This window comes from Legionella sainthelensi (genome assembly GCF_900637685.1).
Taxonomy (GTDB): Bacteria; Pseudomonadota; Gammaproteobacteria; order Legionellales; family Legionellaceae; genus Legionella; species Legionella sainthelensi.
The window spans coordinates 2,888,894-2,902,366 of record NZ_LR134388.1; the positions used below are offsets into that span (position 1 = coordinate 2,888,894).

Consider the following 13,473-nt stretch of genomic DNA (forward strand, 5'->3'; position numbering starts at 1 on the left):
AATATTATTAGACTAAATTGCCCTGAAATCTGTATCAGGGCATAGGATTGGATATACTAGAATCTTATGAGTTCATATTAAAAGAATGATGTGTGTCTTGCTCTTCACTGAGCTCAACGCATGCATCTGGTCTTACAGCTGATTTATAGTTATTTTTAAAATCTAAGAAGTTTTCTGTCTGAGAAGCTTGATCGTACATTTTCGAAATAACCCCTCTCAAATCAGTATTTGGGTTTAAAAATTCTAAACTGTTTTTAATCACTTTGTAAACAGAAGATTTTGATTCTGGTTTTATGGATTCATGTATCTTTTGATAATGCTCTAATTTTTCTCTTAATTCGTTTCTTTTTTCTTTATCTGCAAATGGGTTAAAGAGTTGAGCTCCAAGCTGGGCATTCATACTGGCTATTTCTTTTTTTAGATAGAGTTTTGTTACATTTAAAAGAAATTCAGTTACTACTTTGATATTAGATTTATTTTCTGAGGCGCCTATGAGGGGAGGTTTCCATCCACACTCCTTTTTATAATCTTCTAATGAGCGAATATCATCCCCTTTCGCTAGTGATTCCCCTGTACTTGCTTTATAAAATTGCGCACATTCTTTCCATTTATTATATTTCTCTTGATGCTTTTCAACCCACTCATCATAGATTCGGTCTGAAACTAGGATCTTTTTTCCCTTCTCTGTTTTAAGAGATAAATCATTGTTTAATACAAAGCTCAGAAGAGATTTCTCTGGATTTTCCTCTTGAACCTTCATTTGATACATGTTAAATATGTGTTGAGCAATTTTTGAACCTAAATCTCCCCAAATGAAACCTGCCGAATTATAACGTTTATGCTCTTTTTCGCTCTTGGCATTAGGATCAATACATTGATTGCTGTAATCCTTTTCCTTTTCAGCCTTATCTTTATAAGCCCTATCAGTCCCCATAAAGGCAACTGCATCTTTTTTTGCTTCAACGCGCCCAAATACCATGATGCGATCAGGGGTATGCAGCATGTTTAAATATTTCATCATGAATTTAATACTATAGATTTTGGAAAACGTTTCAGGAATAGCTATATTTAAGTTGTTTTCTGCGAAAGCTACTTTTTCTAATGTATTTTTTACGCCATCCAATATGTCGCTTGCCTTCTGTAAGTCTATAGTGCCACTGTATCCCTTTTTTTCAACACACGCCGCAGTAATAGATCGCATTTGAGATACTTCTCGTGCTAAAGCCCCATCAAGGGAAGTACAAAAATTTGTTTCTTGACCTTTTAAGTTCTGATTCTCCAATACTTCATTGACTAGTACTTTTAATGCTGACGATTTTCCACTCCCAGAGGCTCCTCCAAGAAGAACTAGAAGTTTTTTATCTCCAGTAGGACCATCAATTTCATTAATAGATCTATTAAATAAAGCATTTCGGTATTCCTTAGAATTCATTTCCTCTTCCAATGCTAACTTATATAATTCCTCTAATTGTTTATCGCCCAGAAAATTTCGTAGCTTTGTTCCTGCTTTTTCGCGCTCATTACTATCGAAATATTCTTTCTTTTTTGGATCAATATAATTATCTTTTGCCCTTAAAATTTCATTCATATGTTCCCAATAGAGCTCTCTAAAATATTTAGGGCTAGAAAAATTAGTATTGACCCCGAAGCCATTCATTTTATTTGCAAATTCTTTTACTTTTTGTTCATGAATCTTTTCATAATCCTCAATGCCCTCATATAAAAGATTTTTTTGCTTTTCGGTTAAGATAATCTCTACATAATTTGTTAATTCTACAGAAGGAGAATCTTCTTCTTTACCCATTTTAAATTTATATGTCCCTAAATCCTGTTTCGCTGTGGCTGGATCTACCAATCGCTTGTTGGTATTTTTTGATCTTTGTATTTCTCGTTCATTTATTCACCTCACACTTATTTAATCAATCCAAAGACCGCAACCATGACTCGTTACTCCATTGGATTTATTTGTTAATTTTATTTAACCACTTTACTCAATATTTAACCAATTTATTATATTGATATATCATATAAAATTTACAAATAATTTATTTTTTTCAATGAGTTATCTGATATTTTTATTGATGATTCATGAAATATATTCGCGTTAAAATGGAGCGATTTGAGTTAGGATTAGATGAATAAAACGCTTATCCAAAACCAGGGAGCGGCAAGAGCGCCATATTGATTAGAAACCTGTTTTAATAAGCGATTTTTCTGGTTCATTGGTATGATGGTTATCGACTTGTGATTGTGTATCTTTAAACAGGGTATATAAATCTAAGGCGGAAGTTGTTTTGGAACTCTCTATTTTTTCTCTGGAGACACACTTTCTGAATATCCTTTTAGTTCCAACACTTCCTCTTTATTCCTAATACTCTTAAAAAGAGATTTTTTCAGGTGAAAAGTTATCATCGCTTGTTTAAATGCCATAAATATTTTTGAGTTAGTCATAATATCTTCAGATGTTGCTGCTTGATAACTGATTGTTTTATACAATTGCGAGTACATTCCTTTTGCTCCTACTTCCGGGTGAAATTGCATACTGTATAATGGAGAACCATATTTTGATTCAAATCCTTCAATCGTATAATTTGAATCATCAGCAATTGCAACCACAGAAATCATTTGATCTTTATTAGCCAATTCTTTATGAGCAAGTTGTTTAATTGCATGCTTATGCGCCCCAAAAAATTGATGTGAATAAATCTCTGTTTGCCGCAAATTATCTCTATTCTCTCGGATTTCAAAAAATATTTTTGCAAGCTCTGTTTTTGGATTAAATCCAATCAGCGAGTAACACATGTATCCCTGAGCATCAATGTCTTCCTCACTGAGGGCTTTAAGTGTTCCTCCCAAATAAACATTGATAATTTGATGGCCGCCACAAATACCCAGAATGGGGATTCCATGCTGCATTGCAACATGAACCAAAGCTAATTCTGCGATGGATCGCGCCAAGTCAATTCGATCAGGATGCTCTGTTAATGGTTCACGATAAAGTCTTGGATCAATTCGAGCATCACTTCCTGGAATAATTAGCCCGTCTAAATCTTTCAGTAAGAGCGTTGCTTGTGTTTTGGCATGATTAAGTATTTCCAGAAATTTATCTTGGTTTTCAAAAATACCGTCTAAGTTAATGTGCGGAGGAATAATTGATCTATAATCCGTTTCAATTAAGTTTAAATTTTGTTCCAAAATAATGTGTCTTATGGAATCTGCAGCAGCTCCCCCATTTATTTTATTGTAACTAATACCCACATTTACTTGTTCACAGGAATTAAATTTTTCCTTCATTAATTAACTTCTGTTTAAAAAATAAACGATTTTAGCATTGAAATCCTTATGGATTTATTAACAAAAGAAAAAATCGAATAAATAGTAAAATTCAGAAATGCAGGACAAACAGTACTCATCCAAAATAGATGATTTCTATTCTGGAATTGTTCATGAGTAGTTGCGCCTACCAAAAAACTAGCCTATCTATTTTAAAATTCTAATCATGGGTAATATTGTTTTGATCAGACCAAAAAACTGTAAAATGTAAATAACTAAAATAATTAGCACCAGCACATTTAACAAACTTTTAATGGAGGGTGGCATAGGGATAAATGTATCTATCAACCATAAAACTACCCCAAAGACAACAATCACGGCAATTAAATTGAATAACCCAGTCATAATAATCCCTATTAATGTCTTCTTCTGGATTAAATTATAGTCTATTTACCATGTACTTAAGGAATTAATCATTGCTTTTTGCATTTAAATAAAAACTTATTCATCTGCGAAGAATCTTAGTGATTTTCCATTTCTGCTTTGTCTTTCAATAAATCACGAATTTCAGCTAATAAGATTTCTTCTCTTGATAAAGGTTTTTCCTTTTGTTCTTCTTTCTTTTTCAAGAATGAGAAAATCTTTATGACTAAAAAAATTGAAAAAGAAATAATAGTAAAGTCGATAATCGTTTGCAGAAACTCTCCCCACTTAACTACTGCATCTCCCACGGTAAATGCTTTATTGGTAATATTAATTCCACCTAATAATAAACCAATAAGTGGCATAATAATGCCACTCACTAAAGCACTGATTATTTTACCGAAAGCACCTCCAATAACCACTGCAACCGCCAAGTCAATAACGTTTCCTCTGATTGCAAATTCTTTAAATTCTTGTAAAAAACTCATATTATCTCCTTATCTATGGCTATTTTACAAAGTGAACGCTTTGAAACCCAGAAATAAGGAACATCCGAAAGGATGCTCCACATGTTTTATCCAGGCAAAATCTGAATTATGAATGCCCTATCATTTCCTTGATTTCTTTAAGTCTGCTCTCGAAGTCAGCAGGCACTTCTCCTCCACCTTGAGCCATATCATCACGTCCTCCACCTTTCCCACATAAGTGTCTGACCAATGCAGCAGCGCTTGGCACTGTGCCTAAGATATTTTTGCTTACTCCTGCAATCACATTCATTTTATTTTGATCCAGGGTAAATAAAACAATTACCGCAGATTCAAGTCTCGATTTCAACTGATCTAAAGTAGTTCTAAGAGTTTGATTATCTACGCCTTCTAATTGCTTAATAAGCAAACTGATTCCATTAACTTTTTCTACTTCATTTGCCAGATCGGCACCTGATTTTTGCACTTTCTCACTTTGTAACTTCGCAATCTCTTTTTCCAAGCTTTTATTTTCGGCAAGAAGCTGACCTACCTTATCAGGTAGATTACTTGTTGTTGTTTTTAGTGAAGAAGCTAAATCATTCAAAAGAGTTTGTTGCTCATTAACCCATTCTAAAGCATAACGCCCCGTTACCATCTCGATGCGTCGTACACCACTAGCAATTCCATATTCTGAAATAATTTTAAACAATCCTATATCACCTGTTCGTCGCGCATGAGTTCCACCACACAGTTCTTTAGAAAACTCACCCATAGATAATACACGTACTTCATCAGCATACTTTTCCCCAAAAAGGGCAACGGCACCACTTTTTTGGCTGATTCAATATCCATTACTCGAGTTACTACCTCACTATTGGCACGAATTTGCTCATTAACTAGGCATTCAATTTCCTGAATTTGTTCCGCAGTCAATGATTCAAAATGAGAAAAATCAAAACGTGCACGTTCTGCATCGACTAAAGATCCCTTTTGCTGAACTTGCGGACCAACTACAGTTTTTAAAGCAGCATGTAATAAATGGGTTGCTGTATGATTTAAGCGAATTGCTTCGCGCCTTTCATTATCAATTTGCGCATGAACAAATTGATTCAATACTGCTGTACCATCCAGTATTTCTCCATAATGCACTATTGCTTGACCTTTTTTTTGCGTGTCATCGACTCGAAATCGAAAATCGGTGCTTGTCAGCATTCCTTTATCACCAACCTGACCTCCGCTTTCTGCATAGAAAGGTGTATGGTCAAGCACCACAGCTCCTTTCATCCCTTGATTTAAAGCCTGGACTTCAATTCCTTCTTGCAGCAATGCAATAATTTTTGCCTCTACTTCTTTCTTTTCATAACCATGAAAATCAGATTGGTAATCTAATTGGGTGTTAGCATTATAATCCACACTAAATTGGCTGGCTGCTTGGGATTGCTCTCTTTGCTGTTGCATCAATTGATTAAAACCGTTCATATCCACATATAAGCCCTGCTCTCGAGCAATATCGGCAGTCAAATCGATGGGAAAACCATAAGTATCGTATAATTTAAATGCTATTTGCCCAGAAATTTCATGTCCACCTAGTGAATGCATTTGTTCTTGTAATAGACGTAAACCTTGCTCTAAAGTACGAGCAAACTGATTTTCTTCCTGATTGAGCACTCGTTCAATATGAGCTTTGGAGTGAATTAATTCAGGATAAGCACCCCCCATCACTGTAATTAAGGATTCGACTAAATGGGAGAAAAATGGGGTTGGTAATCCTAACTTATTACCATGTCTTATTGCTCGTCTAATAATTCTTCTTAATACGTAGCCTCGTCCTTCATTCCCCGGCAGTACCCCATCGGCAATTAAAAAAGCGCTGGAACGAATATGATCTGCAATTACTTTTAAAGAAGTCAGATTTAAATCAGTCAAATTTCCAAGTTTTGCAATCGCTTGAATTAAGTATTGGAATGTATCAATTTCGTAATTGCTATGAACTCCTTGGACTACTGCAGCCAAGCGCTCAAGTCCCATGCCTGTATCAACAGAAGGTTTAGGCAAAGGATGTAGATGACCTTCTTTATCTCGATTAAATTGCATAAATACCAAATTCCAAATCTCGATATAGCGATCACCATCCTCCTCAGGGCTTCCTGGAGGCCCGCCAGGAATTTCAGGACCATGATCATAAAAAATTTCGGTGCAAGGTCCACAAGGCCCAGTGTCTCCCATGGACCAAAAATTATCTTTTTCACCACATCGCGAAAAGCGCGCTGCTGAAACGTTCATTTCTTTTAACCAAATATCCTCTGCTTCCTGATCTTCTTTATAAACAGTAACCCACAAACGCTCCTCGGGTAGACGCATCACTTGAGTTAAAAACTCCCAAGCAAATTTTATTGCCTCGCGCTTGAAATAATCGCCAAAACTAAAATTACCCAACATCTCAAAAAAAGTATGATGTCGAGCGGTATATCCCACATTTTCTAAATCATTATGTTTCCCACCAGCACGTACACATCTCTGTGCCGTGACTGCACGTTGATAAGATCGAGCTTCAACTCCTAAAAATACATCTTTAAATTGCACCATACCTGCATTGGTGAACAATAAAGTAGGATCATTAGCTGGAATTAAAGAGCTGGATTCTACTAATTGATGACCATGTTTTGTGAAATAATCAAAAAATGCTTGTCTAATTTCAGAACTTTTCATTTGCGAACCAATACCAATTTGAGTTAATTTTAATCTTCAACCATAACCTAGATACAACACAACGCACTGCCGTTAATTTCACTGAGTTTGGGATAAAGAGTCTATTTAGATCCGACCCCATCTCAAACCGTTCGTATTGAGAGGTATTTGCAGACTCTAAGCTTTAGAAGGCTTCTTAGAGACAGCACTACGCACTGTCTCAAACCACAACCATTAGTCCGTCTTTATTTCTACGTCCCGCGAACAAGCTGCAAGACATCGATTGATGGAGCCCTTACGTTAAATGGCAATGTTTCTCAGCCGAACAGTTCATAGAAACCACATTCTCTTATACGAAACTCACGTTAAGTTAAGGAATTTAGCCTCGGTAAAAAGTATATATTCCAAAATTTAATAACAGTGCATTTTCGCGCTGTACCCAGATTATGATTCCTCTCCAACATGGAGAAGAGATGTACCCTTTAATTCTTTTTTTACCTGAGCAATCACATCCATACTAAATCCTCGATAAAGCAAAAAGCGCTGCTGTTTTTGCACTTCGTCAAAAGACAAATTACGTTGTCCTTTACTTTTTTTCTGCCAAACGTTTAAGGCGTATTGCAACCAATTATCCTGCTCCTGCTGCAAAAACTGATGAATTAATTCCTTATCAATTCCTTTATTGCTTAGTTCTTGACTGATTTTTAAAGGCCCATATCCCTGACGAATGCGCAAGCGACTGTATGCCTCCACAAAACGACCATCATTTTGCAAATTCATACGTTCACATGTATCTAAAGCTTCTTTGATCTCAATCGAGCTATATCCTTTTTGCTTTAACTTATCATAAAGCTCTAATGCACTGTGCTCGCGCCTGGCTAACAAGCGCACAGCACTGTCAAATGCTTTAGTCATCAATAGCCTCAAATGCGTCTTCGGTCGCTGCAGGCATAGGTAGCTTTTTCTCTAGGAGTTCAGTACGAATTTGCTGTTCAAGAGACGCAGCAATTTGGGAGTGCTCCTTCAAATACAAACGCACGTTATCTTTACCTTGGCCAATTTTTTCTCCTTTGAAACTGTACCAAGCACCTGACTTTTCAATAAGATTAAGTTGAACAGCCAGATTGATAATTTCACTCTCACGAGAAATACCTTCATTATATAAAATATCAAATTCGGTCACTTTAAATGGCGGAGCCACTTTATTCTTAACTACTTTAACGCGGGTTTCACTTCCTAAAATCTCTTCACCCTTCTTTATTGAACCAATACGTCGAATATCCAAACGAACAGAAGCGTAGAATTTTAATGCATTACCACCAGTAGTTGTTTCGGGACTGCCAAACATAACACCAATTTTCATACGAATTTGGTTAATAAAAATCACCAAGGTATTGGAGCGTTTAATGTTAGCGGTTAGCTTACGTAACGCTTGTGACATTAAGCGCGCTTGTAGGCCAACATGTGAATCACCCATTTCCCCTTCAATCTCTGCTTTTGGAGTAAGTGCTGCAACAGAGTCAACAATAATTACATCTACAGCTCCAGAGCGTACCAACATATCGGTGATCTCTAGGGCTTGCTCTCCTGTGTCAGGTTGCGAAACCAGCAACTCATCAACATTTACCCCTAATTTTTGAGCATAGCTTGGATCTAATGCATGTTCCGCATCAATAAATGCAGCGGTACCACCAAGTTTTTGACACTCAGCAATAACCTGTAATGTTAAAGTAGTTTTACCAGAAGATTCAGGACCATAAATTTCAACAATACGACCTTTAGGTAAACCGCCAATTCCTAATGCTATATCTAATCCTAAAGAGCCTGTTGAAATAGCTTCTATATCACGGGCCACAGTGCTGTCACCCATACGCATCACAGATCCCTTTCCAAATTGACGTTCAATTTGCGAGAGGGCAGCTGATAATGCTTTTTGTTTATTTTCTTCCATCATGTCATCCAGGTAGTTACGCAAGATTAAAATTATCACACAGATAAGAATCAGCAGCAAATTGATTCATGAAGTTAGCCATGGTTTTTCGGAGTAGAAAGAATAAAACGAATAAAGGGCGTGAGCATCATGAGATTTTTTGGAACGATACACACTTTTTTTTCATAAAAAAACAATACATATTTCGGGGGTTCATATCAAACGAATTATGGACAAATATTCATGAAAAGAAATTTACCCTAAAAAAACTCAGGGGACATAGCCACTATTCAAATAGGAAAGAATGCCTGATAAAGCCTCCTCGCACGCAGCCAAACGCACCTCTTGTCTATTACCAATATACTGTTTTATTAATGTCTTAGAGGGCACGCCCCAAGCCACCCAACCAAAACATACTGTTCCTACCGGCTTCTCAGGACTACCTCCATCAGGGCCAGCAATACCTGTAACCGCCACCGCAACATGACCCACACTATGCTGTAGTGCACCACTTGCCATAGCTTGAGCAACAGGCTCGCTTACTGCACCATATTTTTCAATCAGCCATTTGGGGACAGAAAGCTGCTCTTCCTTCGCTAAATTACTGTACGTCACAAACCCTCGCTCAAACCAATCTGAGCTTCCAGGAATTTCAGTAAGATAACCTGCAATAAGTCCACCGGTACATGATTCTGCTGTGACCAATTGCCAATTATTTTTTTTTAAAATTGTGGCTACCTCTTTGATTAACTTATCAAAAGAGCTCATAGATTTACCTAAATTACCCTGGGTTATGGCTTAAAGCCTTCACCCAGGTCAAAGAATTTAGTGATTTTGATCACCAGCGGGTTGATTTTGTGCTGGTTGTGTTGTTGTAGTGGCATTATTTGCTCCTGCTGTTGGCTGCTTATTGTCGTGGCCACCACATGCAGTTAATGCTAATGCCAAAAAACCAGTTGCAGCAATTAAAGCGAAACGGTTCATATCTTTCTCCCTATAAGTTTAATATTTTTTTGAATCCCTTTTGATTTTAGCAAATAAATTTACATTCAACCATGACCTGTTGATATTTAAACAAAAATAGTAAAAAAACTATGATGCGCCCTTGTGTGTTCCGCTCAAAAAATTAACAATCCAACCAGCAAACACCCTATCATCACATTTTAACTGGAGTGACTTTACTCCCTGCTCGTATAAATTCTTATCAAATTTTTGTTTTCGAAGTTCAATTAATGATTGAAAATAATTTTTACTAAATTCAGGGTGCCCCTGCACTGTAACAAAATTATCATTGATCTGTAGCATATAAAAGGGACAAAAATCACTAGAAGCCAGTACCTCTGTCTCTGAAGGAATCGCTACAACCTGATCTTGATGGCTCATAATTAGATTAAGCCTTTCTTGAGTTGGAAGCATCCAAGACTTATGTTGGATTATTTGATTGACAGACATTCCTATGCCCCACCCCCTAGGGGATTTTATAACTTTTCCTCCTAACGCTTTAACAATTAGCTGATGACCGAAACAAATTCCTATTACTTTTTTTCGTGCGGCATGAAGACTGCGAGTAAATTCTTCAAGTGAGCAAATCCAGGGCAAATCATCGTTAACACCATGACGACTACCCGTAATGAAATATGCATCTGCTGCATCAATACTTTTTGGAAACTCATTATTACGCACATCATAGACTGCAAAATGCCACTCAGGAGCAACTTGATGCAGCAGTTTCTTATACATGTCAGGGTAAGTGCCATGTACAGCAAGTAAGTCTGGATCTACTTGATCACATTGTAGTATGCCAATATTCATGATGATTCCTTAAGGAGCTGAATCTTCTACATAACTACCGAAAAGGCATATTTGATACATTTTGAATGAAAATGGTTCTCAAAAATGTTCACATAGCCATCTAGTCTCCATTTATTGAAAACCATTTATCCAACCTAAACTCAAATCTGACTTTTCCCCACAATTTTAATTTATAACTAAAAACAGCTTAAGGTGCTGCTGCCAATCCAATAATTGTAGTCTCCAAATAGCGTTCATCTCCATTGATTGCGGCCAGAAGGATCGTTCTATACTGTGATTCACTAAACATAATAGGATTACTTTGGGCCGAAGGATCTTCTGTTGCCATTACAGCTATACGCGTTACATGTTGTGAGTCAATTCCTATTTCCGCTAGACTATGCTCTATACCTAGCTTTCTACGTAATTGGATTATCCAATCGATAAATCCATTAAACCCACCGTCCAGGTGCAAATAGGTAGCCAAACGTGCAATTTTATGTTCAATTTGAGACCGATTAGCACGTAATACATAAGGCATCAAGATAGCATTCAGCCGCCCATGATGGGCATCGTAAATTGCACCTAATGGATGAGCAAGCGCATGCATTGCTCCTAATCCGCGCTGAAAAGCAGTAGCTCCCATCAAAGAAGCTACGAGCATTTGGGTTCTCGAGTGTATATCATCACCATCTTGCATCACTCGCGGCAAATGCTCCTTTATTAATCGTATACCTTCTAGTGCTATTCCTTCTGCCATTGGATGGTAAGCTGGGGCAGAATAAGCCTCTAAACAATGTGATAATGCATCCATCCCTGTTGCTGCACTAATATGAGGGGGTAAAGTGAGCGTAAGTTCAGGATCAATAATGACTATACTGGGCAACATCTTAGGATGAAAAATTATCTTTTTTTGTTGTTGCTGAGTATCGACAATCACAGAAGCCCGTCCAACTTCCGATCCTGTTCCTGCTGTGCTCGGCACGGCAATAATAGGTGCTATTTTTCCACTATTTACTCGTTTCCAATTATCCCCTATATCTTCAAAATCCCATATAGGGCGATTTTGTCCTACCATTAAGGCAATCGCTTTACCTGTATCTAAAGCGGAACCGCCACCCAAAGCGATCACCCCATTATGCTGCCCCTTCATGTAAACTGAAACACCGGCCATCACATTGTCACCTGTAGGGTTGGCTTTTATATCTGAAAACAGGGCAACATGAAGGCCAGCTTCTCTACAATGCACTAGCGCTGTTTCTACTATAGGCAATCGCGCAAGATAACTGTCTGTAACGAACAACGGAGAAGTAATACCTAATAAATGACAAGTTTCTGCAAGTTCACGTATACGCCCTGCCCCTACACGAATTGAAGTAGGATAATTCCAGTTAGCTGTCAATGATAATGAACTCATTTGCTGATTCCTTTCTAAGAAATTGTCTTTATATGGAATGATTTGGGTCTGGTAAGTAAATCATAGCCAATTGTAGATAACGTACATCCACGCCCAGAGTTTTTGACTCCAGTCCAAGCTAAAGCCGGATCTAAATAATCGCAACGATTGATAAAAAATGTTCCTGTTTGCAGTTGTTCACCAAGAACCATTCCTTGTTCAATATCGCTAGTAAACACTGTTGCCGTTAGTCCATAAATACTATCATTCATTAAGGCAATCGCTTCCTCGTCACTATCAACAGACATAATTCCAACAACAGGTCCAAATGTCTCTTCAGTCATGACGCGCATTTGATGATTTACTTCAGTTAAAATTTGAGGAGCCATATAGGCAGAACCTGGTTTATCCATAGAAAAACTTCGACTATCAATATGTGCTACTGCTCCTTGTGCAAGCGCCTCTTTAACTTGTGTGCGAACAAATTCTGCCGCAGAAGAGCGCACGAGCGGTCCCAAGGTTGTATCCGGATCATCAGGGCGTCCAAGCTTATATTGATTAACAAATGCTACCGCTTTATTAACAAAATGATGATAAACATCTTTATGGACATAAATACGTTCTATACCGCAACACGATTGACCAGAATTAAAAAATGCCCCATCCATGAGTATTTCTACCGCATTATCAATGTCTGCATCAAAACGCACATAAGCAGGATCTTTTCCCCCTAATTCCAAACCTACTTGAATAAAGCGTCCCGCAGTTAGACGTTCTACCATATCGCCTCCAGCAACAGAACCTGTGAAAGCAACATGATTGATAATAGGATGATGCAATATCTTTTCAGTATCTGCATGCGTCAAATGTAAATATTGAAAAACCCCTGCAGGAAGAGCTGCGGCTTCAAAAGCCTGGGCAAATCGTTCGGCCACAAGTGGTGTTTGTGCTGAATGTTTGAGTATTACTACATTACCCGCCATGAGAGCGGGGATAATTGCATTCACAGCAGTAAGGTAAGGATAATTCCAGGGAGCAATAACCAAAGAAACTCCCAGAGGTTCGCGCTTAATGTAACGAACAAATCCTGATTTTTCAGGCAGTATAATTGGAGCAAGTGCAGTACTTGCCGCTGTAATCATATAGCGTGCACGTTCCTCCAGGCCATTAATTTCTCCTGCAGCATAGCGGATTGGTCTGCCCATTTGCCAACAAATTTCGTGAGCAATCTCGTCCTTATTTGCAACTAAAAAATCAACAGCAGCACTACAATACCTTTCACGCTCAGCCACTAGCGTGCTAGCCCACCGTGTTTTTACATTTAATGCCTTATCAAGTGCATATTGAATTTCATTATCTCTTGCAAAGGTTCGTTCCACATATAAAGAATCATCTATGGGAGAAAAGGTTTTCAGTGTATCCATGCTAATCGATCCCTTAAATAACGTGGGTTGTACGTCAAAGCATTTCCATGCTTTGAGATCGTGAAACAAACGCACCCCATA

At 37.7% G+C, this 13,473-nt stretch carries 11 protein-coding genes and 1 pseudogene; all 12 read right to left on the bottom strand.

Annotated features, from left to right (window positions below):
• Positions 1-64: 64 nt before the first annotated feature.
• A complete protein-coding gene (locus tag EL220_RS12775) occupies positions 65-1,804 on the bottom strand; it encodes a hypothetical protein (RefSeq protein ID WP_232002447.1) in 1,740 nt (579 codons plus the stop codon).
• Between the two features lie 500 nt (positions 1,805-2,304).
• Positions 2,305-3,294 (bottom strand): gamma-glutamyl-gamma-aminobutyrate hydrolase family protein, encoded by a 990-nt coding sequence (locus EL220_RS12780; RefSeq protein ID WP_232002448.1) that lies wholly within the window; start codon positions 3,292-3,294, stop codon positions 2,305-2,307.
• A 186-nt stretch (positions 3,295-3,480) separates the two neighbouring features.
• Positions 3,481-3,678, bottom strand: coding sequence for a Thivi_2564 family membrane protein (locus EL220_RS19165; protein WP_003632194.1), 198 nt, complete (start codon positions 3,676-3,678; stop codon positions 3,481-3,483).
• A gap of 116 nt (positions 3,679-3,794) precedes the next feature.
• Positions 3,795-4,184, bottom strand: coding sequence for a large-conductance mechanosensitive channel protein MscL (gene mscL, locus EL220_RS12790; RefSeq protein WP_027271418.1), 390 nt, complete (start codon positions 4,182-4,184; stop codon positions 3,795-3,797).
• Positions 4,185-4,290: 106 nt separating this feature from the next.
• Positions 4,291-6,872: pseudogene (gene alaS, locus EL220_RS12795) on the bottom strand (alanine--tRNA ligase).
• A gap of 423 nt (positions 6,873-7,295) precedes the next feature.
• Positions 7,296-7,766, bottom strand: a complete 471-nt coding sequence (gene recX, locus EL220_RS12800) for a recombination regulator RecX (RefSeq protein WP_027271416.1) — start codon at positions 7,764-7,766, stop codon at positions 7,296-7,298.
• Positions 7,759-8,802: a recombinase RecA gene (gene recA / locus EL220_RS12805; RefSeq protein WP_027271415.1), complete on the bottom strand. Its 1,044-nt coding sequence runs from the start codon at positions 8,800-8,802 to the stop codon at positions 7,759-7,761. The genes recX and recA overlap by 8 nt, the downstream gene beginning before the upstream one ends.
• A gap of 249 nt (positions 8,803-9,051) precedes the next feature.
• Positions 9,052-9,549: a CinA family protein gene (locus EL220_RS12810; protein ID WP_027271414.1), complete on the bottom strand. Its 498-nt coding sequence runs from the start codon at positions 9,547-9,549 to the stop codon at positions 9,052-9,054.
• A 57-nt stretch (positions 9,550-9,606) separates the two neighbouring features.
• Positions 9,607-9,765: a hypothetical protein gene (locus EL220_RS18225; protein WP_164480591.1), complete on the bottom strand. Its 159-nt coding sequence runs from the start codon at positions 9,763-9,765 to the stop codon at positions 9,607-9,609.
• A 108-nt stretch (positions 9,766-9,873) separates the two neighbouring features.
• Positions 9,874-10,593 (bottom strand): glutamine amidotransferase-related protein, encoded by a 720-nt coding sequence (locus EL220_RS12815; protein WP_027271413.1) that lies wholly within the window; start codon positions 10,591-10,593, stop codon positions 9,874-9,876.
• Between the two features lie 187 nt (positions 10,594-10,780).
• Positions 10,781-11,989, bottom strand: a complete 1,209-nt coding sequence (locus tag EL220_RS12820; RefSeq protein ID WP_027271412.1) for an iron-containing alcohol dehydrogenase — start codon at positions 11,987-11,989, stop codon at positions 10,781-10,783.
• A 14-nt stretch (positions 11,990-12,003) separates the two neighbouring features.
• A complete protein-coding gene (locus EL220_RS12825) occupies positions 12,004-13,392 on the bottom strand; it encodes an aldehyde dehydrogenase family protein (protein WP_027271411.1) in 1,389 nt (462 codons plus the stop codon).
• Between the last annotated feature and the right edge of the window lie 81 nt (positions 13,393-13,473).

Bases quoted from the DNA above. Each gene is read 5' to 3' on its own strand.
- EL220_RS12775 (WP_232002447.1), bottom strand. From the start codon at position 1,804: ATGGGTAAAGAAGAAGATTCTCCTTCTGTAGAATTAACAAATTATGTA.
- EL220_RS12780 (WP_232002448.1), bottom strand. From the start codon at position 3,294: ATGAAGGAAAAATTTAATTCCTGTGAACAAGTAAATGTGGGTATTAGT.
- EL220_RS19165 (WP_003632194.1), bottom strand. From the start codon at position 3,678: ATGACTGGGTTATTCAATTTAATTGCCGTGATTGTTGTCTTTGGGGTA.
- mscL (WP_027271418.1), bottom strand. From the start codon at position 4,184: ATGAGTTTTTTACAAGAATTTAAAGAATTTGCAATCAGAGGAAACGTT.
- recX (WP_027271416.1), bottom strand. From the start codon at position 7,766: ATGACTAAAGCATTTGACAGTGCTGTGCGCTTGTTAGCCAGGCGCGAG.
- recA (WP_027271415.1), bottom strand. From the start codon at position 8,802: ATGGAAGAAAATAAACAAAAAGCATTATCAGCTGCCCTCTCGCAAATT.
- EL220_RS12810 (WP_027271414.1), bottom strand. From the start codon at position 9,549: ATGAGCTCTTTTGATAAGTTAATCAAAGAGGTAGCCACAATTTTAAAA.
- EL220_RS18225 (WP_164480591.1), bottom strand. From the start codon at position 9,765: ATGAACCGTTTCGCTTTAATTGCTGCAACTGGTTTTTTGGCATTAGCA.
- EL220_RS12815 (WP_027271413.1), bottom strand. From the start codon at position 10,593: ATGAATATTGGCATACTACAATGTGATCAAGTAGATCCAGACTTACTT.
- EL220_RS12820 (WP_027271412.1), bottom strand. From the start codon at position 11,989: ATGAGTTCATTATCATTGACAGCTAACTGGAATTATCCTACTTCAATT.
- EL220_RS12825 (WP_027271411.1), bottom strand. From the start codon at position 13,392: ATGGATACACTGAAAACCTTTTCTCCCATAGATGATTCTTTATATGTG.